This window comes from Halomonas sp. (genome assembly GCF_014859505.1).
GTDB lineage: Bacteria > Pseudomonadota > Gammaproteobacteria > Pseudomonadales > Halomonadaceae > Halomonas.
Window position 1 is genome coordinate 19,647 of record NZ_JACUUD010000003.1, and the last position, 26,640, is coordinate 46,286.

General features: G+C 67.8%; 29 protein-coding genes and 1 tRNA gene. 6 read left to right on the forward strand and 24 right to left on the reverse strand.

Translation table 11 applies throughout. The annotated features are described in order from the left end of the window. Position 1: 1 nt before the first annotated feature. Complete coding sequence (aroE, locus tag IBX53_RS00825) at positions 2-814, forward strand: shikimate dehydrogenase (RefSeq protein ID WP_290903881.1); 813 nt, start codon at positions 2-4, stop codon at positions 812-814. A 14-nt stretch (positions 815-828) separates the two neighbouring features. On the opposite strand, the gene IBX53_RS00830 is transcribed toward aroE, so the two are convergent. Together IBX53_RS00830 and IBX53_RS00835 are read right to left on the reverse strand one after the other, a co-directional pair. Then, on the reverse strand, positions 829-1,086 hold the full coding sequence (locus IBX53_RS00830; protein WP_290903884.1) for a hypothetical protein: 258 nt from the start codon (positions 1,084-1,086) through the stop codon (positions 829-831). A gap of 37 nt (positions 1,087-1,123) precedes the next feature. Beyond that, entirely contained in the window at positions 1,124-1,927 is an 804-nt protein-coding gene (locus tag IBX53_RS00835) for a M48 family metallopeptidase (protein WP_290903889.1), read from the reverse strand. 127 nt (positions 1,928-2,054) lie between these two features. Between IBX53_RS00835 and IBX53_RS00840 the strand changes: the two genes are divergently transcribed. Next, positions 2,055-2,921, forward strand: a complete 867-nt coding sequence (locus tag IBX53_RS00840) for an ATP-binding protein (RefSeq protein WP_290903891.1) — start codon at positions 2,055-2,057, stop codon at positions 2,919-2,921. Between the two features lie 3 nt (positions 2,922-2,924). Here the strand turns inward: IBX53_RS00840 and IBX53_RS00845 are convergent, their stop codons facing one another. From IBX53_RS00845 to trmJ, 15 genes are all read right to left on the reverse strand, one after another. After that, positions 2,925-3,065, reverse strand: coding sequence for a hypothetical protein (locus IBX53_RS00845; RefSeq protein WP_290903894.1), 141 nt, complete (start codon positions 3,063-3,065; stop codon positions 2,925-2,927). Between the two features lie 57 nt (positions 3,066-3,122). After that, on the reverse strand, positions 3,123-4,529 hold the full coding sequence (gene der / locus IBX53_RS00850) for a ribosome biogenesis GTPase Der (protein ID WP_290903896.1): 1,407 nt from the start codon (positions 4,527-4,529) through the stop codon (positions 3,123-3,125). Beyond that, the gene (gene bamB / locus IBX53_RS00855; protein WP_290903898.1) at positions 4,526-5,674 is read right to left on the reverse strand and encodes an outer membrane protein assembly factor BamB; all 1,149 of its coding nucleotides are present in this window, start codon (positions 5,672-5,674) and stop codon (positions 4,526-4,528) included. Before bamB ends, der begins: the two co-directional genes overlap by 4 nt. Further along, positions 5,671-6,336 carry a tetratricopeptide repeat protein gene (locus IBX53_RS00860; protein ID WP_290903900.1) on the reverse strand — a complete coding sequence of 222 codons (666 nt, stop codon included), beginning with the start codon at positions 6,334-6,336 and terminating at the stop codon, positions 5,671-5,673. Before IBX53_RS00860 ends, bamB begins: the two co-directional genes overlap by 4 nt. Before the next feature lie 55 nt (positions 6,337-6,391). Next, a complete protein-coding gene (gene hisS / locus IBX53_RS00865; protein WP_290903904.1) occupies positions 6,392-7,717 on the reverse strand; it encodes a histidine--tRNA ligase in 1,326 nt (441 codons plus the stop codon). 36 nt (positions 7,718-7,753) lie between these two features. After that, positions 7,754-8,866: a flavodoxin-dependent (E)-4-hydroxy-3-methylbut-2-enyl-diphosphate synthase gene (gene ispG / locus IBX53_RS00870; protein WP_290903906.1), complete on the reverse strand. Its 1,113-nt coding sequence runs from the start codon at positions 8,864-8,866 to the stop codon at positions 7,754-7,756. Positions 8,867-8,875: 9 nt separating this feature from the next. Further along, complete coding sequence (locus IBX53_RS00875; protein WP_290903909.1) at positions 8,876-9,844, reverse strand: RodZ domain-containing protein; 969 nt, start codon at positions 9,842-9,844, stop codon at positions 8,876-8,878. Positions 9,845-9,874: 30 nt separating this feature from the next. Then, the gene (pilW, locus tag IBX53_RS00880; RefSeq protein ID WP_290903912.1) at positions 9,875-10,627 is read right to left on the reverse strand and encodes a type IV pilus biogenesis/stability protein PilW; all 753 of its coding nucleotides are present in this window, start codon (positions 10,625-10,627) and stop codon (positions 9,875-9,877) included. A gap of 121 nt (positions 10,628-10,748) precedes the next feature. Next, positions 10,749-11,876, reverse strand: coding sequence for a 23S rRNA (adenine(2503)-C(2))-methyltransferase RlmN (gene rlmN / locus IBX53_RS00885; RefSeq protein ID WP_290903914.1), 1,128 nt, complete (start codon positions 11,874-11,876; stop codon positions 10,749-10,751). 72 nt (positions 11,877-11,948) lie between these two features. Continuing rightward, on the reverse strand, positions 11,949-12,374 hold the full coding sequence (gene ndk / locus IBX53_RS00890; protein ID WP_290903916.1) for a nucleoside-diphosphate kinase: 426 nt from the start codon (positions 12,372-12,374) through the stop codon (positions 11,949-11,951). A 206-nt stretch (positions 12,375-12,580) separates the two neighbouring features. Then, the gene (locus tag IBX53_RS00895) at positions 12,581-12,907 is read right to left on the reverse strand and encodes an iron-sulfur cluster assembly accessory protein (RefSeq protein WP_290903918.1); all 327 of its coding nucleotides are present in this window, start codon (positions 12,905-12,907) and stop codon (positions 12,581-12,583) included. Between the two features lie 56 nt (positions 12,908-12,963). Further along, a complete protein-coding gene (locus tag IBX53_RS00900; protein WP_290903920.1) occupies positions 12,964-14,121 on the reverse strand; it encodes an IscS subfamily cysteine desulfurase in 1,158 nt (385 codons plus the stop codon). A gap of 47 nt (positions 14,122-14,168) precedes the next feature. Then, positions 14,169-14,639: a Fe-S cluster assembly transcriptional regulator IscR gene (gene iscR / locus IBX53_RS00905; RefSeq protein WP_290903922.1), complete on the reverse strand. Its 471-nt coding sequence runs from the start codon at positions 14,637-14,639 to the stop codon at positions 14,169-14,171. 97 nt (positions 14,640-14,736) lie between these two features. Continuing rightward, on the reverse strand, positions 14,737-15,651 hold the full coding sequence (gene cysE, locus IBX53_RS00910; RefSeq protein WP_290903981.1) for a serine O-acetyltransferase: 915 nt from the start codon (positions 15,649-15,651) through the stop codon (positions 14,737-14,739). Positions 15,652-15,702: 51 nt separating this feature from the next. After that, complete coding sequence (gene trmJ / locus IBX53_RS00915) at positions 15,703-16,452, reverse strand: tRNA (cytosine(32)/uridine(32)-2'-O)-methyltransferase TrmJ (protein WP_290903924.1); 750 nt, start codon at positions 16,450-16,452, stop codon at positions 15,703-15,705. A gap of 221 nt (positions 16,453-16,673) precedes the next feature. On the opposite strand from trmJ, the gene IBX53_RS00920 reads away from it, so the two are divergent. Next, positions 16,674-17,468: an inositol monophosphatase family protein gene (locus tag IBX53_RS00920; RefSeq protein ID WP_290903927.1), complete on the forward strand. Its 795-nt coding sequence runs from the start codon at positions 16,674-16,676 to the stop codon at positions 17,466-17,468. A 112-nt stretch (positions 17,469-17,580) separates the two neighbouring features. On the opposite strand, the gene secF is transcribed toward IBX53_RS00920, so the two are convergent. The 5 genes from secF to queA form a co-directional block, all read right to left on the reverse strand. Beyond that, positions 17,581-18,507: a protein translocase subunit SecF gene (gene secF, locus IBX53_RS00925; protein WP_290903929.1), complete on the reverse strand. Its 927-nt coding sequence runs from the start codon at positions 18,505-18,507 to the stop codon at positions 17,581-17,583. A gap of 9 nt (positions 18,508-18,516) precedes the next feature. After that, positions 18,517-20,367: a protein translocase subunit SecD gene (gene secD / locus IBX53_RS00930; protein WP_290903931.1), complete on the reverse strand. Its 1,851-nt coding sequence runs from the start codon at positions 20,365-20,367 to the stop codon at positions 18,517-18,519. Positions 20,368-20,517: 150 nt separating this feature from the next. Next, complete coding sequence (yajC, locus tag IBX53_RS00935) at positions 20,518-20,850, reverse strand: preprotein translocase subunit YajC (RefSeq protein WP_290903934.1); 333 nt, start codon at positions 20,848-20,850, stop codon at positions 20,518-20,520. Between the two features lie 102 nt (positions 20,851-20,952). Beyond that, positions 20,953-22,071 (reverse strand): tRNA guanosine(34) transglycosylase Tgt, encoded by a 1,119-nt coding sequence (tgt, locus tag IBX53_RS00940; protein WP_290903983.1) that lies wholly within the window; start codon positions 22,069-22,071, stop codon positions 20,953-20,955. A gap of 10 nt (positions 22,072-22,081) precedes the next feature. Beyond that, positions 22,082-23,134, reverse strand: coding sequence for a tRNA preQ1(34) S-adenosylmethionine ribosyltransferase-isomerase QueA (gene queA, locus IBX53_RS00945; RefSeq protein ID WP_290903936.1), 1,053 nt, complete (start codon positions 23,132-23,134; stop codon positions 22,082-22,084). Positions 23,135-23,248: 114 nt separating this feature from the next. Between queA and IBX53_RS00950 the strand changes: the two genes are divergently transcribed. The 3 genes from IBX53_RS00950 (at position 23,249) to IBX53_RS00960 (ending at position 25,138) form a co-directional block, all read left to right on the forward strand. Then, a tRNA-Leu gene (locus IBX53_RS00950) sits at positions 23,249-23,335 on the forward strand. 152 nt (positions 23,336-23,487) lie between these two features. After that, positions 23,488-24,363: a glutathione-dependent disulfide-bond oxidoreductase gene (gene yghU, locus IBX53_RS00955; RefSeq protein ID WP_290903938.1), complete on the forward strand. Its 876-nt coding sequence runs from the start codon at positions 23,488-23,490 to the stop codon at positions 24,361-24,363. A 130-nt stretch (positions 24,364-24,493) separates the two neighbouring features. Next, positions 24,494-25,138, forward strand: a complete 645-nt coding sequence (locus IBX53_RS00960) for an alternative oxidase (RefSeq protein WP_290903940.1) — start codon at positions 24,494-24,496, stop codon at positions 25,136-25,138. Positions 25,139-25,152: 14 nt separating this feature from the next. On the opposite strand, the gene IBX53_RS00965 is transcribed toward IBX53_RS00960, so the two are convergent. Next, positions 25,153-25,458 carry a septal ring lytic transglycosylase RlpA family protein gene (locus IBX53_RS00965; protein WP_290903985.1) on the reverse strand — a complete coding sequence of 102 codons (306 nt, stop codon included), beginning with the start codon at positions 25,456-25,458 and terminating at the stop codon, positions 25,153-25,155. Between the two features lie 265 nt (positions 25,459-25,723). Then, positions 25,724-26,614, reverse strand: a complete 891-nt coding sequence (locus IBX53_RS00970; RefSeq protein ID WP_290903942.1) for an LD-carboxypeptidase — start codon at positions 26,612-26,614, stop codon at positions 25,724-25,726. Between the last annotated feature and the right edge of the window lie 26 nt (positions 26,615-26,640).

Genomic DNA, 26,640 nt, shown 5'->3' on the forward strand with positions numbered 1-26,640 from the left:
CATGACCGACCGCTACTGCGTCTTCGGCCACCCGGTGGCCCATTCGAAGTCGCCGGCCATCCACGCCGCCTTCGCGGCCCAGACCGGCCAGGCCATGGAGTACACCGCCATCGAGGCGCCCCTGGAGGACTTCGCCGGGTCCTGGCGGCGCTTCGTGGGCGAGGGGGGGCGCGGCGCCAACGTCACCGTGCCCTTCAAGGAGGAGGCCTTCCGCCTCTGCGACACCCTGAGCCAGCGCGCCCGGCGCGCCGGGGCGGTGAACACCCTGCTGCTGGGAAAGAACGGCCTGACCTATGGCGACACCACCGACGGGGTGGGGCTGGTGCGCGATCTCGTACGCCATGGCGTGACCCTGGCCGGGGCGCATATCCTGGTGCTGGGCGCCGGCGGGGCGGTGCGCGGCGTGCTGGAGCCGCTGCTGGCCGAGGCGCCGGCGAGCCTGCTCGTGGCCAACCGCACGGCGGCCAAGGCCCGCGCCCTGGCCGCCGACTTCCGCGAGCTGGGCGAGATCACGGGCGGCGGCTTCGATGCCGTGGATGGCGCCTTCGATGTGGTGATCAACGGCACCAGCGCGAGCCTGGCCGGGGACCTGCCGCCGCTGCCCGATGATCTCTTCTCGGCGGGCGCCACCGCCTACGACATGATGTACGGCGCCGAACCCACGGTGTTCCTGCGCTGGGCCGCCGAGCGAGGTGCGCGCACTCTGGATGGCCTCGGCATGCTGGTGGAGCAGGCGGCGGAGTCCTTCTTCCAATGGCGCGGCAGGCGCCCCGATACCGCACCGGTGCTGGAGGCGCTCAGGGCGTCGCTATAATCTCGGTGCCGCCCTCAGCGTCTTTTGACGTAGAGCCCCACCATACACAGCGCCACGCCGATCAGCGAGAGCAGCATGCCGCCGTTGACCAGCCATGGATGACGCTGAAGCCAGGAGACGAAGGGCTGGGGCGTGTCGCGGCACACCCCTTCCAGGTAATTCCAGTAGCCGCCGGCGTGGAGGCATTCGCGCACGTCCGACAGCTCCCAGAAGTAGACCCCCATCAGCAGCAGGATGGGGGCGATCAACAGCAGCAGTCCAAGCTTCAGCATTCGCTATCCAGAGGTAGGGTGGGAAATCAGCATTGTCCTAGGGGCGGGGACAGTTGGGCGTGCGCCCTGCCTGGCGGGCCCGTTCGAATCGTGCTGTTGCCTCGGGCATGTTGGCTTGCAGGCCCGCCATGCGCTGGCCCTGGCTGGGGTGGGTGGACATCCAGGCCGGGGGGCGAGCGCCGCCGGCGGCCTCCATGTTCTCCCACAGGGCGACGCTGGCGCGCGGGTCGAAACCGGCATCGGCCATCAGGTTCAGACCGATCACGTCGGCCTCGCTCTCGTGGCGGCGAGAGAAGGGCAGCAGCACCCCGTACTGGGCGCCGAGGCCCAGCGCCCCCATCATCTGCTGCCCCCCCGGCCCCTGCATGCCGGAGACCGAGGAGAGCACGGAGAGGCCGAGCTGGGTGGCGGTCTGGGTGGAGACCCGCTCGTTGGCGTGACGAGCCAGCACGTGGCCGATCTCGTGGCCGACCACAGCGGCCAGCTGGTCCTGGGTCCGGGCAACGCTCAGCAGTCCGGTGTTGATGCCCATATAGCCACCCGGCAGGGCGAAGGCGTTGGCCTGCTCCGATTCGAAGACGCGAATCTGCCAGTCCTGGGCGCGCTGCTGCTCCGCCGGCAGCGCGCCGACGATGGCCTCGGCGACGCACTGCGCGTAGCGCTGCACGGCGGCACCGGCCTGGGGCAGGTCCTGCTGGTACTGGTCGAACGCCTGGGCGCCCATCTCGTTGAGCTGGGCATCAGACACCAGGGTGAGCTGCTGTCGTCCGGTGGGCGAGGTAGCGCAGGCGGTAAGGGCAAGGCTCAGCACGCCGACGGCGAGCAATGGGAACCAGCGCATGGGGGGTCTCCTGTGACCGGTCTTGTTCGTCTCAGTGCGGTATGACGCTGGACGGCACGACAAGGTTCGCCACAAGATACCCTGAATGCCTGCAAGGTCAACCGCTCGACACGGAGAAGGAGCCCCCATGGACGCCGAGCTGACGCGCCGATTGATGAACCTGCTGGACCACGTGGAGCACTGGTTGCCGCCGCCTCCCCAGGAGGTGGACTGGCACCGCGATGTGGCGGCCCTGTGGCAGCGCCACAGCCTGGGCGGACGACTGCTGCCGGTGCCGCCCCGCGACGCCCTGAGCCTGGACGACCTGCTGGGCATCGAACGCCAGAAGCTGGCGCTGGTCGACAATACCCGAGCCTTCCTGCAGGGCTTGCCGGCCAACCATGCCCTGCTGTGGGGCTCCCGGGGCAGCGGCAAGTCGTCGCTGATCCGCGCGTTGCTCAACTCTCTGGCCCCGGATGGGCTGCGCCTGGTGCAGGTGGATCGCCATGATCTCGCCGGCCTGCCGATGCTGGTGGAGCAACTGCGCCATCACGACCAGCGCTTCGTGGTCTATTGCGACGACCTCTCCTTCGAGGGCCACGACGACGCCTACAAGGCGCTGAAGAGCGTGCTGGACGGCGCTCTGACCGGTCCGCCCCCCAATGTGCTGCTCTATGCCACCTCCAACCGCCGCCACCTGCTGCCGGAGTCGATGAGCGACAACGAGGGCTCGCGGCTGGTGGGCGACGAGCTTCATCACGGCGACGCCGTGGAGGAGAAGATCTCGCTCTCCGACCGCTTCGGCCTGTGGCTGGGCTTCCACCCCTTCAACCAGGACGTCTACCTGGAGGCCTGCTGCCACTGGGTCACCCAACTGGGCAGACGCGACGACTGGAACGCCGAGGCCCGCGCCGAGGCGATCCGCTTTGCCACCCTGCGCGGCGGGCGCAGCGGCCGCGGCGCCTGGCAGTTCGCCACCCAGTGGGTGGGCCGCCGGCGCCTGCACGGGAAGTAGGGCCTACCCCCGCGGAATCAGCCTGCCGTCCTCGCCCACGCCCAGGCGGATGGTGGGGGTGAGCAGGCCGGCGGGCAGGGCGGAGAGGCACAGCGTCGCGAGCAGACGCCAGCGCCGGAAACGGGCAGGAACAAGACGAAGCATGAGCGAGGGACTCTCCTCTGAGTCTGCGTGAGGGCAGACGGGCTGGACGCGGCGGATTCAGCGGCGGCGGCTGTTGCGCGCCTCCTGGGTGCGTCCCAGCTCGCGCTTCTTGGCTTTCTCGCGGTCGCTGGCGTCGGCCATCGGGTCGAAGGGGTTCTTGCCCGAGCGAAACTCGAAGCGCATCGGCGTGCCGCGTACCTTCAGCACCTTGCGGAAGGTGTTGGTCAGGTAGCGGCGGTAGGCCTCGGGCAGCGACTCGGTCTGGTTGCCATGGACCACGATGATCGGCGGATTGGCGCCGCCCTGATGGGCCATGCGCAGCTTGATCCGCCGGCCATGCACCAGGGGCGGCTGATGGGACTCCACCGCATCCTGGAGGATGGTGGTCAGGCGGTTGGTGGACCAGTGGGCATTGGCCGAGGCGAAGGCACGCTCCAGCGACGGGTAGAGGTCACCCACGCCGGTGCCGTGGAGCGCCGAGATGAAATGCAGGTCGGCATAGTCGGCGAAGCCCAGGCGGCGCTTGATCTCGGCGCGCATCTTCTCCTTGGCCTCATGCTCAAGGCCATCCCACTTGTTGACCGCCAGGACCAGGGCGCGACCGCTGGTCAGCACGTAGTCGAGCAGGTGCAGGTCCTGTTCCACCAGGCCCGAGCGGCCATCCAGCACCACGATGGCGACGTGGCATTCCTTGATCGCCTCCAGGGTCTTGATGATGGAGAACTTCTCGGCGATCTCGTGAACGTTCTTGCGCCGCCTGACCCCGGCGGTATCGATCAGCACGTAGGGCTTGCCGCGGCGCTCGAAGGGAATCTCGATGGCGTCCCGGGTGGTGCCGGCCTCGTCGAAGACCACGACCCGCTCCTCGCCGAGCAGGCGATTGACCAGGGTCGACTTGCCCACGTTGGGGCGGCCGATCACGCCGATGCGGATGCCCTTGGTGCCGACGTCAGCCGGGATGCTCTCGTCGCGTTCGGGGAAGGGCGTGAGCACCTCCTCGATCAGCGTGGTGACGTTGCGGCCGTGGGCGGCGGCGATGGGGCGCGGCTCGCCCAGGCCCAGCTCCCAGAACTCGGCGGTGGCGGTGGCCTCATCCAGGCCGTCGGTCTTGTTGACCACCAGCCAGGTCTTCTTCTGGTTGACCCGCAGGTGGTTGGCGATGGCCTGGTCGGCGACGTTGAGGCCTTCCCGGGCGTCCACCAGAAACAGCACGATGTCGGCCTCGTCGATGGCGACCAGCGATTGCTCGGCCATGGCCGCGTCGATGCCATCCTCGTCGCCGCTGATGCCGCCGGTATCGATCACCGTGTAGGCCTTGTCACCGAGCAGGCCGTTGCCGTACTTGCGGTCGCGGGTCAGGCCCGGGAAGTCGGCCACCAGGGCGTCTCGGGAGCGCGTCAGGCGGTTGAACAGGGTCGACTTGCCCACGTTGGGGCGGCCGACCAGGGCGATCACGGGTGTCATTGGATGTCCAGGGTCTCTAGGCTGCCATCATTGGCGAGCACATGGATGCGGCGGCCCTCGGTGATCGGACGCACGCTGATGCCGGAGCGGTCGACCCGCTCGCGGCCGACGATCTCGCCGCTGCGGGCATCGATCAGGTGCAGGTAGCCCTCGAAGTCGCCGAACACCAGCTTGCCATCGGCGAATGCCGGGGAGGTGATGCTGCGACCCTCCAGGGCGGTGTTGCGCCAGATCTCGTCGCCGTTGTCGGCGTTGAGGGCGTGGATGTGGCCCGCCTCGTTGACGACGAACAGGAAGTCACCGACCAGCACCGGGGTGTGGTAGCTGGAAAAGTCGATGGCCCACAGCGGCTCGCCGCGGGTGGCTTCCAGGGCGGCCAGCCGACCGTTGAAGCTGGAGACGAACAGGCGGCCGTCGGGGGTCAGGACCGGCTGAGCGGCCAGATCCACCAGGCGGTCGATGTCGCTGCGGCCCTTTGCCACGGCGATGCGCCGCTCCCACAGCGGCTGCCCGCTGTTGTTGTCCAGGGTCACCAGGCGGCCGTTGGCGAAGCCGGCGAAGGTCACCGGGTCGATCACCGTGGGGGTGCCGGTGCCGCGCAGGGTCAGCGACGGGCGGGAGGCAGTGTAGCTCCAGCGTTCCTCGCCGCTGGCGCGGTCCAGGGCGGTGACGCTGCCGTCGACGCTCTGCACCACCAGCAGCTGCTGGTTGGGCTGCGGGGCGGCCAGGATCTCACTGGGCACGCGGGCGCGCCAGCGCACGCTGCCGTCGCGCTGGCTGAGGGCCAGCACCTCGCCGTTGCGGGTGCCCAGGTAGACATCGCCGGCCACGGCGGTCAGTGCGCTGGAGACCGGCACATCGAGGTCAACCTGCCATTGGCGGTCGCCGTCATCGGCGGTGAAGGCGGCCAGCCGGCCACGCTCGTCGGCGGCAAACAGGGTGTCGCCATCCCGGGAGGGGGCGATCGGGTAGCTGGCGCGACCCAGGCCGCGGCCCACTCGCTGGCTCCAGACGCTGGCAAGCTCGGCGCGCTCCTCGAAGCCGCTGAGCTCCTTGGGCGGATACTGCGGCTCCACCTTGTTGCCGGCGCAGCCGGCCAACAGGGCCAGGCCGGCCACGGCGGCGATCAGGAAAGTCGGTTTCATGAGTCGAGTCCCTGGTGTTGAAGACCTAAGTTGTCGAGCTTGAGCTGTACGCCGTAGAGCTGCTGTCCGCGACCCTCGGCCAGGTCCAGGGCCTCGCGCCAGGCCGTGCCGGCATCGCTTTCGCGGCCCAGGGCGTAATGGGCGTCGCCGCGAACATCGGCGCGCTGGGCGGCCAGGGCATCGGGCACGCCGGCCTCGAGGGTGGCAAGCGCGGCCTCGGCCTCGCCGTCGTCGACCTGCAGACGGGCGAGGCGCAGCCGCGCCAGGCCCTTGACGTAGTCGCGGTTGCTGGCGTCGATCACCGCTTCCAGGGTGGCGCGGGCGTCGGCCAGATCCTCCTGGGCCACCGCCAGGCGTGCGTCGATCAGCCTGGCCAGGTCGGCGTAGAGTGTCTTGCCGTGGTTGTCGGTGATCTCGATCACCAGTTCGCGGGCCTCGCTCAGGCTGGCGTCGTCGAGCTGGGTGCCGGCGGTCAGGTTGATCAGGTGCTGGTAGCGGGCCGAGGCGGCGCTGGCCTGATTCTCCTGATAGTTCTGCCAGGCGTTCCAGCCGAAGATGCCGGCGGCGGCGATGGCCACTCCGGCGATCAGCGCCATGCCGTTCTCTTTCCACCAGCGCTTGAGCGCGTCTAGCTGCTCTTCCTCGGTTCTCAGCTCCGCCACGGGCGGTCTCCTTGTGTTCGTGTGGGCGCCGGTAAACAGCCGGCGCCCCGGGTGATCAGGTGTCGTGCTCGGCAAGCAGCCCTGCGAGGGTATTGGCCAGGGCGTCCTGGGTGAGGCTCTGTTGCTCGCGCTCCTCGCGCAGGAACTTCAGGGTCGCCTTACCATGGGCCAGCTCGTCCTCGCCCAGCAGCAGCGCCAGCCGCGCGCCGCTCCTGTCGGCCTTCTTGATGCGGCTCTTGAAGCTGCCACCGCCACAGTGCAGTTGGGCGCGCAGGCCGGGTAGCTCGCCGCGCAGCCGCTCGCCGAGCAGCAGGGCGGTGGCGGTGGCAGCGTCATCCATGGGGAGCAGGTAGAGGTCCAGCTCGCCGCGGGCGGCCTCCGGTACCAGCTCGAGGGTCTCGAGCAGCAGCACCAGGCGTTCGATGCCCATGGCGAAGCCCACCGCCGGGGTCGGCTTGCCGCCCAGCTGCTCCACCAGGCCGTCATAGCGGCCGCCGGCACATACCGTGCCCTGGCTGCCCAGCGCCGTGGTGGTCCATTCGAAGACGGTACGGCCGTAGTAGTCCAGGCCGCGCACCAGCCGAGGGTTGATCACGTAGGCGATGCCGGCGGCATCGAGCATGGCGCAGAGCGCCTCGAAGTGCGTGCGGGATTCGTCGTCCAGGTGGTCGATCAGCTTCGGGGCATCGGCCAGCATTGCGGCCATCTCGGGATTCTTGGAATCCAGGATGCGCAGCGGGTTGCTTCCCAGCCGGCGGCGGGAGTCCTCGTCGAGCCGATCCTGGTGCTGCTCGAAATAGGCCACCAGGGTGTCGCGGTAGGCGGCGCGAGCCTCACTGGAACCCAGCGAGTTGAGCTCCAGGGTGACGTGCTCCATCAGGCCCAGCTCGCGCCACAGCCGAGCGGAGAGCAGGATCACCTCGGCGTCGATATCCGGGCCCTCCAGGCCGAAGGCCTCCACGCCCACCTGATGGAACTGGCGATAGCGGCCCTTCTGAGGACGCTCGTGGCGGAACATCGGACCCTGGTACCAGAGCCGCTGGGTCTGGTTGTGCAGCAGGCCGTGCTCCATGGCGGCGCGCACGCAGCTGGCGGTGCCCTCGGGGCGCAGGGTCAGGCTGTCGCCGTTGCGGTCCTCGAAGGTATACATCTCCTTCTCGACGATGTCGGTGACCTCGCCAATGGAGCGCTTGAACAGCGCCGTCTGCTCGACGATGGGAGTGCGGATCTCGGCGTAGCCGTAGCGGGCCAGCAGCCCTCGAACCTTGCCCTCGAAGTACTGCCAGAGCGGGGAGTGCTCCGGCAGCAGGTCGTTCATGCCGCGGATGGCCTGGATCTTCTTCTTGCTTGACTCTTTCTGACTCGCTTGGGACTTGCTCAACGCTTGCTCCTTGATGGGTCGCCGCGGCGATGCGGATCAGCCGCGGGCGATCATGTCCTGTTCGGCCTGTTCCTTCTCGCGAACCTTGTCGCGAATGAGTCGCTCGAGGTCGTCGACCAGGTGCTCGTTGCGCAGCTTGGTGGCGGGCTTGCCGTCGATGTAGACGAGGTTGGCCGGCGAGCCACCGGTGAGGCCGATGTCGCTCTCCTTGGCCTCGCCGGGGCCGTTGACCACGCAGCCGATCACCGAGACGTCCAGCGGCGTCATGATGTCCTCGAGGCGTTCCTCCAGGGCGTTCATGGTGCCGATGACGTCGAAGTTCTGGCGCGAGCAGCTGGGACAGGCGATGAAATTGATGCCCTTGGCGCGCAGGCGCAGGCTCTTGAGCATGTCGAAGCCGACCTTGATCTCCTCGACGGGGTCGGCGGCCAGGGAGACGCGGATGGTGTCGCCGATGCCGTCCATCAGCAGGAGCCCCAGGCCGATGGAGGACTTGACGGTGCCCGAGCGCAGCCCGCCCGCCTCGGTGATGCCCAGGTGCAGTGGCTGCTCGATCAGGCCGGCCAGCTTGCGGTAGGCGGCGACCGCCATGAAGACGTCGGAGGCCTTGACGCTGACCTTGTACGCCTGGAAGTCGAGGCGGTCGAGGTGGTCGATATGGCGCATGGCGGACTCGACCAGGGCATCCGGGGTGGGCTCACCGTACTTCTTCTGCAGATCCTTCTCGAGCGAGCCGGCGTTGACGCCGATTCGGATCGGGATGCCGTTGTCGCGGGCGGCGGAGACCACGGCGCGCACCCGGTCCTCGCGGCCGATGTTGCCGGGGTTGATGCGCAGGCAGTCTACGCCGAGCTCGGCGACGCGCAGGGCGATCTTGTAGTCGAAGTGGATGTCCGCGACCAGCGGGACGTCTACCTCACGCTTGATCTTGCCGAAGGCCTCGGCGGCGTCCATGTCGGGCACCGAGACGCGCACGATATCGGCGCCGGCGGTCTCGAGCTGACGGATCTGCGCCACGGTGGCGGCCACGTCCAGGGTGTTGGTATTGGTCATGCTCTGCACGGAGATGGGGGCGCCCCCCCCGACCGGCACCTTACCGACGTGGATCTGGCGTGACTTGCGACGAATGATGGGCGATGGGGCGTGCATGATGACGGATCAATCTCCCAGGGTGAAGCGAGCGACGTTGTTGGCGCCGGCGCGGGCGGGGAGGTCGACGGACTCGCCGGCCCACACCAGTTCTACGCCGGTGGCATTGCCCACGGTCAGGCGAAAGGGCGGTTCGCCTTCGACGCTGGCCGTGGTACCGGGTTCCTGCAGGCCGACGAAGATGCGCTGGTTGTTGGCATCGAAGATCTCGGTCCAGGACTGCTCGTTGAAGGTCAGCTCGAGCTGGCGCGGGCTGGCGGCGGTGCCAGTGGCCTCTTCCTCTGCGGCGGCCTCATCGGCGGCGGTTTCGTCGGCCATCCCGGGCGAGTCATCGGCCAGCGCCAGGGCGCTCTCGGCATCGACCTCGGGGGGCTCATCGGCCAGGGCGTCGGGGTCTTCCACCAGCCCCAGGCTCTCATCCTCCTCGGGCAGCGGCGGCAGGCTCTCGGCGGGTGCTTCGGTCACTTCGGGGGCCACGGGCTCGGCGATGGTGGTGGTGGTGCCGTCCAGGCCGTCCACGGCCACCGGGCTGCTGTCACCGATGCCGGGGGGCTCGTTGCCGCCGCGACTCTGCCACCACATCAGGGTCAGGCCGATCAGGCCGGCGATCACCAGCAGGGTCACCAGCCGGAAGAGCCAGGCGCCGATGCGCGACGGCGGCCGGGTGATCTGAACGGGAGTGACGCGGCGTTCGGCCTCCTCGCCGCCGAACCTGGCGCGATAGGCGTCGAGTACCGGCTTGTCATCGATGCCCAGCAGGTGGGCATAGGCGCGCAGATAGCCGCGCCGATAGGCGGCGACCGGCACCTCCTCGTAGCTGTCTTCCTCGAGCCCGCGAATCACCGCCGGGCGCAGGTTGAGCCCACCGGCTACCTCGGTGACCGAGAGGCCCTGGGTCTCCCGTTCGCTCCTGAGCTGCTCGCCCGGTGAGGCCGAGAAGGCGGTATCCGCGGAGTCCGGTGTCTGGGTGTCGCTCATGGCTGAGCATCCTTCGTCAAGAGTCTTGGATCAGGGCGTGCCGGGGCGGCCGTCCAGTTGTTCGGAATATAAGGCCGCGTTGGCCCGGTCACCCCTCGCCTCCGCGATCTGCCGGGCCAGGCGCAGTGCCCCGGGGCTGGCGCCAGCCAGGCGGATAAAGGTGTCGATCTGCTGCTGGGCGAGATCGTGGTTGCCGGTGGCATGCTCCAGCTCCGCCCGGGCGTAGTAGCTGCGCGGATCGCGCGGGTCGATGTTCTGGGCCCGCTCCAGGCTCAGTCTGGCCGCCGTGAGATCGCCCAGCTCGCGCTGACACTGCCCCAGGTTGGCGAACAGCTGGGACCGGGCCGGGTACTGGGCGTCACTGGAGGCCAGTTCGAGCTGTTTACAGGCCTCGCGAATTCGGCCCTGGTCATAGAGGAAGGCCGCGTAGTTGTTGCGTCCCCGGGTGAAGCTGCGATCCGCCGAGAGCGCACGCCGGAAGGCATCATCGGCCAGTGAGCGTTCACCCTGACGCTGGTAGACCATGGCCATGGCCTGCAGCGCCTCGGGGTCGTCGGGATCAATTGACAGCGCTCGGTCCAGGGCGCCCATGGCGCGTTGCAGGTTGTTGCGCTCCAGATAGGCCATGCCCAACTGGGTATAGGCATCCGCCGGGCTCGCCTCGCGCTCGCCGCTGCCGAGGCCCTGGGGCTGGGTCGCACAGCCGGCAAGCCACAGACTGCCCAGCAGCAGGGTCAGGGTGGGCAGTCGCGAGGTGCCGGGCTGGCGGATACGGCGCGTCATGGTGTTCTCCCCACGGTCGACACGAAACCCCGGCGGCATGCCGCTTGGAGGCGGGCCGGGGCGATCAAGAGCCTGACCATCAAAGCGTCGTGCCCGGTTGAAGTCAAGGCGGCCCACCCGCTCAATCGGCGTCGATCTGGATCGACTGGATATAGCGCTCGTGGCGCTTGGTACGATCCTTGACCCTGCCCACCAGCTGGCCGCAGGCGGCGTCGATGTCGTCGCCGCGGGTGGTGCGGATCGGCGCCGTGTAGCCCAGCTCATAGAGCCACTGCTGGAACCGCACGCACTGGTTGCGCGATGGCTTCTCGTAGCCGGAGTGAGGGAAGGGGTTGAAGGGGATCAGGTTGATCTTGCACGGCAGCTCGCGCAGCAGCTCGGCGAGCTCCCGGGCGTGCTCCTGCTGGTCGTTGACGTCCTTGATCACCGTGTACTCGACGGTGATCATGCGGGTGTCGTCGCACTTGGCCAGGTAGCGGTGGCAGGCGTCCAGCAGGGCGCGGATGTTGTACTTGCGGTTGAGCGGCACCAGTTCGCTGCGCAGCTCGTCATTGGCGGCATGCAGCGAGATGGCCAGGCTCACGTCTATCTCATCGCCGAGCCTGTCGATCATCGGCACCACCCCGGAGGTGGAGAGGGTGACGCGGCGCTTGGAGAGTCCGTAGCCGTCGTCGTCGAGCATCAGCTTCATGGCCGGGACGACGTTGTCGTAGTTGAGCAGCGGTTCGCCCATGCCCATCATCACCACGTTGGTGACCGGGCGGTTGGCGGTGTCCTTGCGCGGGCCCACGCTGCGCTGGGCGACCCACACCTGGCCGATGATCTCGGCGGCGGTGAGGTTGCGCTGGAAACCCTGCTTGCCGGTGGAACAGAAGCTGCAGTCCAGCGAGCAGCCCACCTGAGAGGAGACACACAGGGTGCGGCGCTTGCCGTTGTCGGCGGGAATCAGCACCGTCTCCACGTAGCTGCCATCCTCGACCTCCAGCACCCACTTGCGGGTGCCGTCGCTGGAGGTGCCCTCGTAGACCACGCCGGGACCGCGGATCTCGGCCACCTCGGCGAGCTTGGCGCGCAGCGCCTTGGCGAGGTTGGTCATGGCCGCGAAGTCGTCACAGCCCTCGTGGTGGATCCACTTCATCACCTGGGCGGCACGGAACTTCTTCTCGCCGATGGAGAGGAAGAAGGTTTCCATCTCATCGCGGGACATGCCGAGCAGGTTGGTCTTCTGGGGTGCGGTATCAGCGGTCATGGCGGTCAGCGGGTCGGGAAAGGGAGCAGCAGGAGAGGCGGAGGCAGGGCCCCCGCCAGGAGACAATCGCGATCAGCGCGGGCAGATCTCATCGGCGCCGAAGAAGTAGGCGATCTCGCGCTCGGCAGACTCGGGGGAGTCGGAGCCGTGCACGGCGTTGGCGTCGATGGTCTCGGCGAAGTCGGCGCGGATGGTGCCCGGCGCGGCTTCCTTGGGGTTGGTGGCGCCCATCAGTTCACGGTTCTTGGCGATGGCGTCCTCGCCCTCGAGTACCTGCACGACCACCGGGCCGGAGGTCATGAAGCCGACCAGATCCTTGAAGAAGGGGCGCTCCTTGTGCTCGGCATAGAAGCCGCCGGCCTTGTCGTCGTCGAGCTTGAGCATCTTGGCGGCGACGACCTGAAGGCCGGCCTTCTCGAAGCGCGCAATGATCTCGCCGATGGCGTTCTTGGCGACGGCGTCGGGCTTGATGATGGACAGGGTGCGCTGGGTAGCCATGGGCATGTCTCCAGTAGGGGGTGAGAAGTGTGCGTGGATAGCGCCGCGCCGCCCTTGGGCTCCCGTGTTGGAAGCGAGGGCGGCGCGGTGAAGCGAATCAGGCGGTCCGGCGGTCCAGCGAACCGGGGGCTCGGCTGAATGCGCCGACTGGGCGCGGATTATACCGCCCCGGGGGCGCGTTGAACAATCGTCGCCGAGCGAGGGGCTCAGACGGTGAAGCTCTCGCCGCAGCCGCACTGGTCCTTGACGTTGGGGTTGTTGAAACGAAAGAAGCGGTTGAGTCCCTCGTTGACGTAGTCCACCTCGCTGCCGTCGAGCATCTCCAGCGCTTCTGGGGCGACGAAGACCTGCACGCCGTGCTCCTCGAAGCAGATGTCGTCGTCGGCGGCCTCGTCGGCGAAGTCGAGCACGTAGCTGTAGCCGGAGCAGCCGCTGGGTTTGACCGAGACGCGCAGGCCGAGGCCTTCGCCGCGCTCGTCGAGCACCCGGCGGATCTGGTCGGCGGCGGTGGTGGTGATGGTCAGGTGCGCCATGGGTCTCTCCTTGGTTCGGTGGATGGGCCTGTAATCGGTGGTCGGGGCATGCTGGCTCAGATCGCCTTGCGGCGCAGTCCGGTGAGGGCGTGGCGCAGGGCCGAAAGCGCGGTGTCGATATCGGCGTCCGTGGTGAAGCGCCCGAAGCTGAAGCGCAGGGAGGACAACGCCAGGGCCCGCGGCAGGCCGATGGCCCTCAATACATAGGATGGCTCGACGCTCGCCGAGTTGCAGGCGGAGCCGGTGGAGAGGGCCAGGTCGCGCAGCGCCATGAGCAGCGACTCGCCGTCGACCCCCTCGAAGGCGAGGTTGAGGATGTTGGGCACCGCCGCGTCTACCGCGGTGTTGCGGTGGATGCCGCCGACATCGGACAGGCCGTCGAGCAGCCGGTCGCGCAGCGTCTCGATGCGCGCCTGGTCGGCCTCGCCCTCGGCGCCGGCCAGGGCGAAGGCCTCGCCCATGCCGACGATCTGGTGGGTGGCCAGGGTGCCGGAGCGCATGCCGCGCTCGTGGCCGCCGCCGTGGATCAGCGCCTCCAGGCGAATGTCCGGATGACGCTTCACGTAGAGCGCCCCGATGCCCTTGGGGCCGTAGGCCTTGTGGCCGGAGAGCGACATCAGGTCGATGCCGAGTCGCTTCACGTCCAGATCCAGGCGGCCCACCGCCTGGGCGGCATCCGCGTGAAACAGCGCGCCGCCGGCGTGGGCCACCTCGGAGAGCGCTGCCAGATCGTGGATCACGCCCAGTTCGTTGTTCACCGCCATCAGCGACACCAGCACGGTGTCTTCGCGCATGGCCTCGCGCAGCTGCTCTGGCGTCACGCGACCGTCGCGGCCCGGGGCGAGCCAGGTGACCTCGAAGCCCTCGGTCTCCAGCGCCCTGGCGGTGTCCACCACCGCCTTGTGCTCGACGATGGAGGTCACCAGGTGTCGGCCACGGTGGCGATTGGCGCGCAGGTAGCCGATCAGCGCCAGGTTGTCGGCCTCGGTGGCGCCACTGGTCCAGACGATCTCGCGGGGGTCGGCATTGATCAGGTCGGCGACCTGGCGTCGGGCGTTCTCCACCGCCTGTTCGGCCTGCCAGCCCAGCATATGGCTGCGCGACGCCGGGTTGGCGAAGATGCCGTCGAGGGTCAGGTGGCGGCCCATCAGCTCGGCGACACGGGGGTCGACGGGGGTGGTGGCGGCGTAGTCGAGATAGACGGGTGTGCTCATGGACTCGGGTGTCGTGGGGCTCGGTTGGGGGCCATCGTGGCGCAGAATCAGGGTGCCGAGGCGAAGACGTCGATGCCGTCCAGGCGGTCGCGCTGGCGGTCGGCGATCTGCTGGACCTCCTGGCGGGCGGCGAGCTGGCCCAGGGTGATGCCCTCCAGGAAGCCGTGGATCTGTTTGGAGAGCTCGCACCACAGGTGGTGGGTCAGGCAGGTGTCGCCCTGCTGGCAGTCGGAGAGGCCGCCGCAACGGGTCGCATCCACCGACTCGTCCACTGCGTCGATCACTCGGGCCACCGAGATGGTCTCCGGTGCGCGGGCCAGCAGGTAGCCGCCGCCGGGGCCGCGCACGCTCTCCACCAGCTCCGCTCGGCGCAGCCGCGCAAAGAGCTGCTCCAGGTAGGAAAGCGAGATCTCCTGGCGCTTCGAGATGTCGGCCAGGCAGATCGGCCCTGACTGGCCATGCATGGCCAGATCGAGCATGGCGGTGACGGCGTAGCGTCCCTTGGTGGTCAGGCGCATGGCGACCTCGGCGCCGAGCGAGTCGGCGGTCGGTGAACGGGTGCTCCGCAGGGAAGCGCGATCAGTCAGGCATTATGGTAAAGACCAAGCGTGGCGGTCAACCATTGGGCCCTCGGTCGTCGTCATCGTCGCCTGCGGCAGGCTCTGTTCCGGGTGCCGGCGCCTTCTCCGGCATGGCGCAGGCGTCGTCGAGGACATCGGCGAAGTCCTCGTCGCGCAGTTCCGGCAGGCGGCCGTCGCGGTAGCTGGCATCGATCTTGCGCAGGGTCTGGCACATGCCCTCGATTCGCTCGTCCACGGCGTGCATATGGTCGAGCATCGCCTGGATCGAGCGCGCCACCGGGTCGGGCATGTCCTCGCTGATGCCGTAGGCGTCGAAGCCGAACTTGCGGCGAATGGCTTCGCGGCGCTCGGGGTCCACCTCCAGTACCTCGGCCGCGTCCGGCTGGGTGCGCTTGACGATCTTGCCGGGGATGCCCACCACGGTGGCGCCGGCGGGCACCTCCTTGGTGACCACGGCGTTGGAGCCGATCTTGGCGCCGGCGCCCACGGTGAAGGGACCGAGGATCTTGGCGCCGGCACCGACGATCACGCCATCCGCAAGGGTGGGGTGGCGCTTGCCCTTGTTCCAGCTGGTGCCGCCCAGGGTCACGCCCTGGTAGAGGGTGACGTCGTCGCCCACCTCGGCGGTCTCGCCGATCACCACCCCCATGCCGTGGTCGATGAAGAAGCGCCGGCCGATGGTGGCCCCGGGGTGGATCTCAACGCCGGTCATCCAGCGCGAGAAGCTCGAGAGCGTGCGCGCCAGCCACTTGAGATTCCTGTGCCACAGCCAGTGACTCAGCCGATGAATCACCAGGGCATGCAGGCCCGGGTAGTTGGTCAGCACTTCCAGGAAGTTGCGGGCCGCCGGGTCACGATCGAAAACGCTGTTGATGTCCTCACGCAGGCGTTGAAACATTCGGCGGTCCTTGGCTGGGGTAGCAGAAAGGTGGGGCGGCGACCGCCACAGGTCATTGAGACAGTGTGGGGGCGCGCCGCTGTCCCTTCAAGGCGCACCGGCTCAGGCGGGGCCGTCGTCGCGTTCCGGCACGAGCTTCTCGGTGTCGGAGAGGATGCCGCGCAGGATATTCAGCTCCATGCGCTCCGGACGCGCCCTGAGGGTGAAGCGGCGCAGGCGGGCCATCAGCTGGCGCGGCATGGCCGGGTCGTGAAAACCGATGGCGACCAGGGTGCGCTCCAGGTGGGCGAAGTAGTGTTCCAGCTCGGCATGGGTGGCGAGCGGTGGCGTGGGCTCTTCGCTTTGGGCCTCCTGCCCGGCCAGCCAGGCCAGGCGACACTCGTAGGCCAGCACCTGCACGGCGGCGGCGAGGTTCAGCGAGCTGAAGTCGGGGTTGGTGGGGATGTGCACGTGGGCATGGCAGCGCTGCAGTTCGGCGTTGGTCAGGCCGCTGTCCTCGCGACCGAAGACCAGGGCGACACGTGCCTCGGAGGTGGCGAGCTCCTCCGGTAGCCGCTCCCCCAGCGCCCGCGGGGTGATCATCGGCCAGGGCAGGGTGCGCGAGCGGGCGCTGGCGCCCACCACCAAGGTGCAGTCGGCCACGGCCTGCTCCAGGGCCTCCACGACCGGGGCGGCGTTGACCAGGTGATCGGCGCCGGACGCCCGCGAGACGCTGTCCGCAGTGACGGGCGTGCAGCGCGGCGCCACCAGGGCGAGGTCGGTGAGCCCCATGTTGTGCATGGCGCGGGCGGTGCCACCGATATTGCCGGGGTGGCTGGTGCCGATCAGGACGATACGAATGCGGTCGAGCATGGGGTGCTTCCTGGGGCGAAATGGATCGAGGCGAAATCAATCGGGCCGATGAATCGGGGCGCAAGAGTTTAGCATGTTGATGAGGGCCTGCCCTCGGATCGGCCTCGAGCCAGCGTGGCGCAATCGGACAGGGTCTGCTAGGATTCGCGCCGACCGTTTCAATGAACCGTTTCCGTGAACACCCCCGTTCTTTAACACTACCGACTCCCCAAGGCCCGATCATGCATCCGATGGTCCAATATGCGCTGCGCGCCGTGCGCAGCGCCGGCGAACAGTTCCTGCGCATTCGCGAGCGTATCGAGAATTCCCACGAAGAGAGCAATCTCGACCGCCTGCTCGAGGACGCCGCCCGCAACGCCGAGACACTGATCGTCCGTCAGCTCTCCCGTGGCTACCCCCAGCACGGCGTCGTCGGGCGCTTCACCCCTCACCGCGCCGGTGAGGGGGAGGGCGCCGACACCCTGTGGAAGATCGAACCCTTCCACGGCTACTCGAACCTCGGCGTGGCCGCCTCGGGCTTTGCCCTGTCGGTGGTCTGCCTGGTCAAGGGCCGTCCGGAGCATGCGGTGGTGATCTGCCCCTTCAGTGACGACGAGTATCTGGTCAGCCGTGGCCGCGGTGCCCAGCACAACGGCAAGCGCATTCGCGTGCCCAGGACCCTGGCGGTGGGCGGTGCGCGCATCGCCATGGGGCTGCCCGAGACCTGGTTGCGAAATCGTCAGCTGCCGGCCTACCTGACCCTGGTGCAGCAGCTGGGCCCGGTCATCGAGGTGCAGCGCGCCTCCGGCAGCGGCCTGCTGGACCTGGCCGAACTGGCCGCCGGCCGTGCCGATGCCGCCTTCGTGCTGGGCCTCGAGGAGCAGGACATGCACGTCGGCAGCCTGCTGCTCAAGGAGGCCGGGGCCCTGATGGGGACCCCGGACGGCCAGCCCAGGGTCGAGGTGGAAGGCCAGCTGATGGCGGCTGGCCCGAGGCTCTTCAAGGCCCTGGTGCAGCAGCTCAAGCCGCACTTCTAGGCCAGAAGCCACAAGCTTCAAGTGCCAGGCTACAAGGAAAACCCCCGCAGGGATGACCTGCGGGGGTTTCTTGTTTCTACCTTGAGCAAAAGTCTCTTGCGTGCAGCAGTGGCTAGGGCAGCTCCTCCTCGGCCTCGGCATCTTCCTTCTTGGCCGGGATCAGGTCCTCGCGCTGGAGGTGTACTGCCAGCAGCAGGGCCGCGGCCACGTAGATGGAGGAGAAGGTGCCGACCACCACGCCGATGATCAGGGCGATCGAGAAGTGGTGGATCATGTCCCCGCCCAGCAGCAGCAGCGCCATCAGCACCAGCAGGGTGGTGCCTGACGTCGCCAGGGTGCGCGACAGGGTCATGTTGATCGCTTCGTTGAAGATCGCCGGCATGTCGTCGATTCGCGACTTGCGGATCGTCTCGCGGATGCGGTCGTAGACCACGATGGTGTCGTTGAGCGAGTAGCCGATCACCGCCAGCAGTGCCGCCAGCACGGTGAGGTCGAAGTCGAGCTGGAACAGCGAGAAGATGCCGACCACGATGATCACGTCGTGCATCAGGGCCAGCAGGGCGCCGATGGCGAACTTGTACTGGAAGCGGAAGGCCACGTAGAGCATCACGATGCCCAGTGCCACCAGCAGCCCCAGGCCGCTCTGATCGCGCAGCTGCTCGCCCACCTGGGCGCCGACGAATTCGGCGCGCACCAGCTCGACGCTCTCGCCACCATCGCGCAGCAGGGCCACCACGCGGTCGCCCACGTCAGCATCGAAGGCCTGTTGCAGGCGGATCAGTACCTCGGTGGAGGCGCCGAAGGTCTGCACCGAGACGTCGCGGAACTCGGCGCCCTCCAGGGTCTGTCGGACGGCCTCCAGCGAAGGTGCTGCGGCGTAGCGCACCTCCACCAGGGTGCCGCCGGTGAAGTCCAGCCCCAGGTTGAGCTGCTGGAACAGCAGGGAGACGATCGACACCAGGATCAGCGCAGCCGAAATCGCGAAGGCGATCCGGCGCTTGCCCATGAAGTCGAACTGTCGGTTGATAAGGGTTTTCATTGCCACCTCTTATATCCAGAGCTTCTTGACCGGCTTGCCGCCGTAGACGAGGTTCACCATCGCGCGTGTCACCAGCAGGGCGGTGAACAGCGAGGTGATGATCCCCAGCGACAGGGTCACCGCGAAGCCCTTGACCGGCCCGGTTCCGATCGAGAACAGGATCACCGCCACCAGCAGGGTAGTGATATTGGCGTCGACGATGGAGGTGAAAGCGCGCTCGTAGCCGGCATGGATCGCCTGCTGTATCGAGAGCCCGCCGCGCAGCTCCTCGCGTATGCGTTCGAATATCAGGACGTTGGCGTCCACCGCCATGCCCAGCGTCAGCACGATGCCGGCGATACCGGGCAGGGTGAGGGTGGCGCCGAGCATCGACATGGCCGCCATCAGCAGGGTCAGGTTGAGGGCCAGCGCCACGTTGGCGATGAGGCCGAACACCTTGTAGCGGATCAGCATGAACAGCACCACCAGCAGCAGGCCGATCTGCACCGACATCACGCCGCGCTTGATGTTCTCGGCGCCCAGGCTCGGGCCGATGGTGCGCTCCTGGACGAAGTAGATGGGCGCGGCCAGCGAGCCGGAGCGCAGCAGCAGGGCGAGCTCGGCGGCTTCCGTGGGGGAGTCGAGCCCGGTGATGCGGAAGCTGTTGCCCAGGGCGCTCTGGATGGTGGCCAGGCTGATCAGGCCGCGTTCGGTGTAGGGCTCGCGGACGATGACCTCCTCGCCGTCGACCACCTCCACGCTGTCGCGGGTCTTGTGCTCGATGAACAGCACCGCCATGTTGCGGCCGATGTTGGTGCGGGTGGCACGGTTCATCAGGGTGCCGCCGGTGCCATCCAGATTGATGTTGACCTGGGGGCGCCCGCTCTCGTCGAAGCTGCGGCTGGCGCTGGATACGCTGTCGCCGGTGATGATGACGTCGCGCATCAGGTCGGCGGTGCGGGACTCGTCGTTGCGGAACACGAAGGCCTCGGTCTCGGCGTCCGGGGTGTCCGGGCGCGCCTCGAGGCGGAACTCCAGGTTGGCGGTGGCGCCCACCACCCGCTTGGCGGCTACGGTGTCCTGCACGCCGGGCAGCTCCACCACGATACGATCGGGGCCCTGGCGCTGCACCATGGGCTCGGCCACGCCCAGCTCGTCCACCCGGTTGCGCAGGGTGGTGAGGTTCTGGTTGACCGCGTAGTCCTGGATCTCGTTGACCGCCTGGTCGGTGAGGGTCATGGACAGCGCTGCGCCGCGACCGTCGCCCACGTTCTGGTAGTCGAAGTCGCGGAACTCGCGGCTGATCAGGCGGCGGGCCGCGTCGCGGTCCTCCTCGCTGGTGAAGGTCAGCGTGAGGGTGCGCCCCTCGATCTCGGTGCCGCGATAGCGGATGCGCTCGCTGCGCAGCTGCTCGCGCATGGCGCTGGCGTTGACCTCGAGGCGCTGGGTCACGGCGGCGTCCATGTCCACCTCCAGCAGGAAGTGCACACCGCCGCGCAGGTCGAGGCCCAGAGTCATGGGCGAGGCGGAAAGCGCCTGCAGCCAGCCCGGGGTGGACTCGGCGAGGTTCAGCGCCACCACGAAGTCGTCATCGAGCATGGCGGCGATGCGGTCGCGGGCCTGGAGCTGCTCGTCGGCGTCGCCGAGGCGGATCAGAATGCTGCTCTCGCTGCTCTCCACGGATTTGATGGTGATGCCAGCCTCGCGCAGTGAGTCCTGAACGCGTTCGAGCTGGCGCTGATCGAGTGTGGCATCGCCTCGGCCGCTGCTTATCTGTACCGCCGGATCTTCGGGATAGAGGTTGGGCAGCGAGTAGACCAGGCCGACGGCGAGAACGATCAGTATCAGCAGATACTTCCACATTGGGTAACGGTTGAGCATGCGAGCCCTGCCCTCAGGTTGCTGACAACGTTTGCTGACGACGTGCGTTGCGGACGTTAGAAAGATGACGTCTGGACGTCATGATCGCCGCGGGGTTGCCGCGGCGATCGAAAGCAGCCCCGCCGAGAGGCGGGGCCGGAAGGACACGCTTCAGATGGCCTTGATGGTGCCCTTGGGCAGGACCGCGGCCACGGCGTTCTTCTGCACGTTGATCTGGGTGCCCTCGGCGATCTCCAGGGTCAGGAACTCGCTGTCGTCGCTCACCTTGGTGATACGGCCCAGCACGCCACCGCCGATGACGATCTCGTCACCCTTGGAGAGCCCGCCGATCAGCTGCTTGTGCTGCTTGGCCCGCTTGGCCTGGGGGCGCCACAGCAGGAAGTAGAAGATGGCAACGAAGCCGACCAGCATGACGATCTGGGCCATGCCGCTGCCGGCAGCGGCATCCTGGGCATAGGCCGGAGCGATGAAGAAATCCAGCATGGGTGGGTGTCTCCTGGTTGGGATGGATAAGGTTAACTGCCCCGCCTTGGCGGGGCAGTGGCGACCGGCATAGCCCCCCTCGTGGAGCGCTGACGGCCGCTATCAATTCGGGGTGGGAGGCACCGGCAGGCCGCGCCGTGCATAGAAGCCTTCCACGAAGTTCGCCAATGTACCCGCTTCGATGGCACCGCGCAAACCGGCCATCAGGCGCTGGTAGTGGCGCAGGTTGTGGATGGTATTGAGCATCGAGCCGAGCATCTCGTTGCAGCGCTCCAGGTGGTGCAGGTAGGCCCGGGAGAAGTGCTGGCAGGTGTAGCAGTCGCAATCGGTCTCCAGCGGGCCGGTATCGTGGCGGTGCCTGGCATTGCGGATCTTCACCGTGCCATCAAAGGTGAACAGGTGGCCGTTGCGCGCGTTGCGGGTGGGCATCACGCAGTCGAACATGTCGATGCCGCGGCGCACGCCCTCCACCAGGTCCTCGGGCTTGCCCACTCCCATCAGGTAGCGGGGCGTCTCCTCGGGCATCCAGGTGGGCAGGTAATCCAGCACCTGGATCATCTCCTCCTTGGGCTCGCCCACCGAGAGGCCGCCGATGGCCAGGCCCTCGAAGCCGATCTCCATCAATCCCTTGAGGGACTGCTCGCGCAGTTGGGGGTACATGCCGCCCTGGACGATGCCGAACAGCGCCGAGGGAGAGTTACCATGGGCGTCGCGGGAGCGCTGTGCCCAGCGCAGCGAGCGCTCCATGGAGAGGCGCGCCTCCTTCTCGGTGGCCGGGTAGGGGGTGCACTCGTCGAAGATCATCACCACGTCGGAGCCCAGCGAGCGCTGGACGGCCATGGACTCCTCGGGCCCCATGAACACCTTGGCGCCGTCCACCGGAGAGCGGAAGTGCACGCCCTGCTCGGTGATCTTGCGCATGGCGCCCAGCGAGAAGACCTGGAAGCCGCCGGAGTCGGTGAGGATCGGCTTCTGCCACTGGGCGAAGTCGTGGAGGTCGCCGTGGGCCTCGATCACCTCCATGCCCGGCCGCAGCCACAGGTGGAAGGTGTTGCCGAGGATGATCTCGGCGCCGATCTCCTCCACGGACGCCGGGGTCATGCCCTTGACGGTGCCGTAGGTGCCGACCGGCATGAAGGCGGGGGTCTCCACCGTGCCGCGGGGGAAGGTGAGGCGGCCGCGGCGGGCCCGGCCATCGCTGGCCAGGCGCTCGAAGGTCATGAAGCATTCGTTACGCATGGTCACAGCGCTCCTTGCGGGTCAAGTACATCGCATCGCCATAGCTGAAGAAGGCGTAGCGCTCGGCGACTGCCTCGCGGTAGGCCGCCATGGTGGTGTCGAAGCCTGCAAACGAGGAAACCAGCATCAGCAGGGTGGATTCCGGCAGGTGGAAGTTGGTGATCAGGGCATCGACGCAGCGCCACTCGTAGCCCGGATAGATGAAGATATCGGTCTCGCCGCGATAGGGGGCAATCTCGCCGGTGTCACTCTTCATGCAGGCGCTCTCCAGGCAGCGCACGCTCGTGGTGCCCACGGCGATCACTCGGCGGCCGATGGCCCGGGCGGCGCGCACCTTCGCGCAGGCCTCTTCGTCCACCTCCAGCCACTCGCTGTGCATGACATGCTCGCGGATGTCGTCGGCACGCACCGGCTGGAAGGTGCCGGCGCCCACGTGCAGGGTGACGAAGGCGCGCTCCACGCCCCTGGCGGCAAGCCGCTCGAGCAGCGGCTCGTCGAAGTGCAGCCCGGCGGTGGGGGCGGCCACCGCGCCGTCGCGGCGGGCATAGACGGTCTGGTAGCGGTCGCGGTCTGCCAGTTCGTCATCACGGTCGATATAGGGGGGCAGCGGCATATGGCCGTACTGCTCCAGCAGTTCGATCAACGGGGTCTCGCCGAGGAAGCGCAGCTCGAAGAGGGCGTCGCGGCGTCCCTCCACCACGGCGCGCACATCGCCCTCGAAGATCAGTTCCGTGCCGGGCCTGGGCGACTTGCTGGAGCGCAGATGGGCCAGGCCGCGGTGGGCATCCAGCGGGCGCTCCAGCAGCATCTCCACCCGGCCGCCACTGGCCTTGTGGCCGTGCAGCCGCGCCGGTATCACCCGGGTGTCGTTGAACACCAGCAGGTCGCCGGGCTCGAGCAGTTCGAGCAGGTCCGGAAAGCGACGATGGGTCAGCGCGCCGCTGGGGCCGTCGACGCAGAGCAGGCGACAGTCGGTGCGCTGCTCGGAGGGGTATCGGGCGATCAGCTCGTCGGGAAGCTCGAAGTGGAAGTCGGCGCGCTGCATGCGGTATCGGAATCCGGTGGTTCTGGGCAAGCCGCTAAGGATACCGGCTCGAGGGGGCGAAGTCAGGACCCAGATTGACCTGCTGAAGGGCCCACGTATAATGCTTCACGCGTTGCCGGCGTGGCGAAATTGGTAGACGCAGGAGATTCAAAATCTCCCGGGGGCAACCTCTTGCCGGTTCGAGTCCGGCCGCCGGTACCAGCATGACGCTTCTCCAGGTCAGTCTTCCAGAACAGCCGCCCTCGGGCGGCTGTTCGCGTTTCTGGCCTTCCCTGCGTCGGGCCGCCGGGCTCGAAGCGACCGGCGCCTCGGGGTATGGTGCTCGCTGTGCCTTTACTCAGCGAGGAGCCAGCATGAGCGATCACGACGCCTACGTTCCGCCCCGGGTATGGAAGTGGGAGCAGCCCAGCGGCGGCAAGTTCGCCAGCATCAACCGGCCCATCGCCGGACCCACCCACGACAAGGCGCTGCCGGTGGGCCAGCACCCGCTGCAGCTTTACTCCATGGGGACCCCCAACGGGGTCAAGGTCACGGTGATGCTCGAGGAGCTGCTGGCGCTGGGCCACGCCGGCGCCGAGTACGACGCCTGGCTGCTCCGCATCGGCGACGGCGACCAGTTCGGCAGCGGCTTCGTGGCGGCCAACCCCAACTCCAAGATCCCGGCGCTGATGGACCACTCCGTCGACCCGCCCCAGCGGGTCTTCGAGTCCGGTGCGATCCTGCTCTACCTGGCCGAGAAGTTCGGCGAGTTCCTCCCCGGGGGGCATGCCGAGCGCACCGAGACCCTCAACTGGCTGTTCTGGCAGATGGGCAGCGCGCCCTACCTGGGCGGCGGCTTCGGCCACTTCTATGCTTATGCGCCGGAGCCGTTCGAGTACCCCATCAACCGCTTCGCCATGGAGGCCAAGCGTCAGCTCGATGTCCTGGACCGCCGCCTGGGCGAGAGCCGCTACCTGGGGGGCGACGCCTATACCATCGCCGATATCGCCAGCTGGCCCTGGTACGGCCAGCTGGTGCTGGGGCGGCTCTACGATGCCGGTGAGTTCCTGCAGGTGCAGGAGTATCGGCACGTGCTGCGCTGGGCCGAGGAGATCGACGCCCGGCCGGCGGTAAAGCGCGGGCGCATGGTCAACCGCACCTTCGGTGAGCCGGAGATGCAACTCCAGGAGCGTCACGACGCTGGCGATTTCGAGACGCGGACTCAGGATCGGCTCGACGCTGCGAGCTGACCGCTCGGGGTCGCTCGGGCCGTCCTTGGCGAGGGGAACCCCCCGGCATATCGGCAGTCCTTGAAAGGTGTCTATCTGGTCATCGCCGGGCCTTGCCACTGCCCAGCCACCAATGCAAGGAGAGCGCTACATGAGTTCCAGTGAGGCGTCATCGTCGTCCGAAACGCCCCTTCGCCGCCATCATCGCCCCAACGGGGTCGCCGACTGGTTCGCCTACCGGCTGGTGCGCTTCATGCGCGTCTTCGCCGATCTGTTCTTCGCCGGACGCTACGGCCACCGCGCCGTGGTACTGGAGACGGTGGCGGCCGTGCCGGGCATGGTCGGCGGCGCGCTGCAGCACCTGCGTGCGCTGCGGAAATTGAAGGGCGATGATGGCTGGATTCGCACCCTGCTCGACGAGGCCGAGAACGAGCGCATGCATCTGATGACCTTCATCGAGGTGGCGCGACCCTCCCGACTGGAACGGGGCCTGATCGTGCTGGCTCAGGGAGTGTTCTACAACCTCTTCTTCCTGCTCTACCTGTGTTCAAGCAAGACGGCCCACCGGGTGGTGGGCTATCTCGAGGAGGAGGCGGTGGTGAGCTATACCGAGTATCTCGAGGGCATCGATGGCGGAAAGTACGAGAATATCCCGGCGCCGCAGATTGCCATCGACTACTGGAAGCTGCCGGCGGATGCTCGGCTACGCGAGGTAGTCGTGGCGGTGCGGGCCGACGAGGCTGAGCATCGCGACGTCAACCACGATTTCGCCAACCAGATCGCCGGCGGCCGCTGATCGGAACCGCCGTTTCAGTTGATGGCGGTAATGATCACCGGCGCCAGTCCGCGATTGAGGATGCCCAACTCACGGGCGGCCCGCTTGGAAAGGTCGATGACGCGTCCCTTCACGAAGGGTCCGCGATCGTTGATCACCACCGTGACTTCGCGACCGGTGTCCGGGCGGGTCACCACCACCTCGGTGCCGAAGGGCAGGTTGGGGTGGGCGGCGGTCATCTGGTTCTGATCGAACGGCTCGCCGCTGGCGGTGATCCGGCCATTAAACTTGTCGTGATAGAAGGAGGCGATGCCTTCCTGGGTCTCGGCCTCATGGGCCATGACCGCCTGGGTGCCGAGGATCAGCGCGCCTGTCAGGCAGCAGGCAAGGAACAGTTTCAATCGGGTTCCCATGGGGTTACCTCAGGTTTCTCGTGGTGCGGGCCGCGAATGCTGCAATGCAATAACATGCCACAAGGCTTGCATGGTAACTGCCCCTGAGGTATGCGGCAACCCCTGGCTGAAGATCGCCGACGATCGGCGCAATATGGCGATAATCGTCTAATGGAGCGTTAACGGTCCCGTTACTGGACCCCGAGGAGCCCCTTCATTCACCGAGTACCCTCAGGCAAGAGCCTTCGATGACACCGGTGGCGCCATATCGCCAGGGGCGGTTGTGCAGGCCGTGGCCCACCGGCAGGCCGTGGTAGAGCGGCAGTCCCAGGGGAGCCAGGGTCTCGGCGATGATTGCTTCCAGCGGGGTAGTATCAAAGGCGCGACACCCCTCGAAGGTGCCCAGGCAGACGGCGCCGGCCTCATCCAGGGCGCCGGCCTGGACCAGCTGCCAGAGGGCGCGCTCCAGGCGATAGTAGGACTCGCCCACGTCCTCGAGGATCACCAGGGCGCCCGGCGGGGCGCGGAAGGCCAGCGGGGTGCCGGCGAGGCTGGCCAGGGTGACGAGATTGCCGCCCACCAGCGGGCCTTCCTGTCGGGCCGGGGTGTCGCCCCAGGGAGCCAGCGGGTAGTCGAGGGGTGCCGGGCCGAGGATCAGCGCGAGGGTTTCCTCGAACTGGGTGCGAACGATGGCGCGCTCCTCTGGCGGGCCGTCGAGCAGTTGGCCGGCGGCCTTGATCACCGGCCCGTGGATCGCCGGGAGCCCGCGCAGGCGGTACTGGTGGAGCAGGGCGGTGAGGTCGGAGTAGCCGATCAGCGGCTTGGGGCAGCGTGCCAGCAGGGCCCAGTCGATGTCATTCGCCAGCTGGGCGCAGCCGAAGCCACCGCGCACCGCCCAGACGGCCTGGGTGTCGGGGTCCTCGTGGGCGGCATGGAGCTGGGCCAGGCGCCACGCGCGATCGCCCGCCAGGTAGCGGGTGCGTTGCTGCAGGGGGACAGGCCGGTGCACCATCACCCCCAGCGACTCGAGGCCTTCCACGCCGCGTTCGATGACGTCTTCCGGGGTGAAGGAGGAGGGGGCAATCAGGCTGATGGCAAGCGGCATGGCGTCACGACCCGGTGGCGAGCGAA